Origin of the sequence: Mycobacterium sp., assembly GCF_008709575.1 — a bacterium.
Classification (GTDB): domain Bacteria; phylum Actinomycetota; class Actinomycetes; order Mycobacteriales; family Mycobacteriaceae; genus Mycobacterium.
In genome coordinates this window covers 243-522 of sequence record NZ_VYIK01000562.1, presented here as the reverse complement: position 1 = coordinate 522, position 280 = coordinate 243, and the positions used below count along the sequence as shown (strand labels likewise).

1 pseudogene is annotated in these 280 nt (G+C 63.2%); it reads right to left on the bottom strand.

Going from position 1 to position 280, the window contains the following annotated elements:
• A pseudogene (locus F6Q13_RS20150) lies at window positions 1-255 on the bottom strand (hypothetical protein); the annotation flags it as partial.
• Window positions 256-280: the final 25 nt, after the last annotated feature.

Sequence of the window (280 nt, the reverse complement as noted above, 5' to 3'; positions counted from 1 at the left end):
AATTCCCTTACCGGCCAGCGTGTTCATCGCGTTGCCTGCGGTCACCCAGTTGCTGACGGTATCCCCTGCATTGAACGCATCGAGCAGGTACACCGCGTGCGGACCGGCTCCCATGAACGTGACCGGGATGTCGCGGCCCATTGCAACCGAAGGGACCATCAGATTTTCGACATTCGCGGCGAAGGCCGCCGCCGTCGAGGCCGGTGCCACGAATGCCGGCCCCAGCACTCCCGTCAGCACCAGCCGCAGCAGCATTAGCCGGAACATCATCCTCGCATCT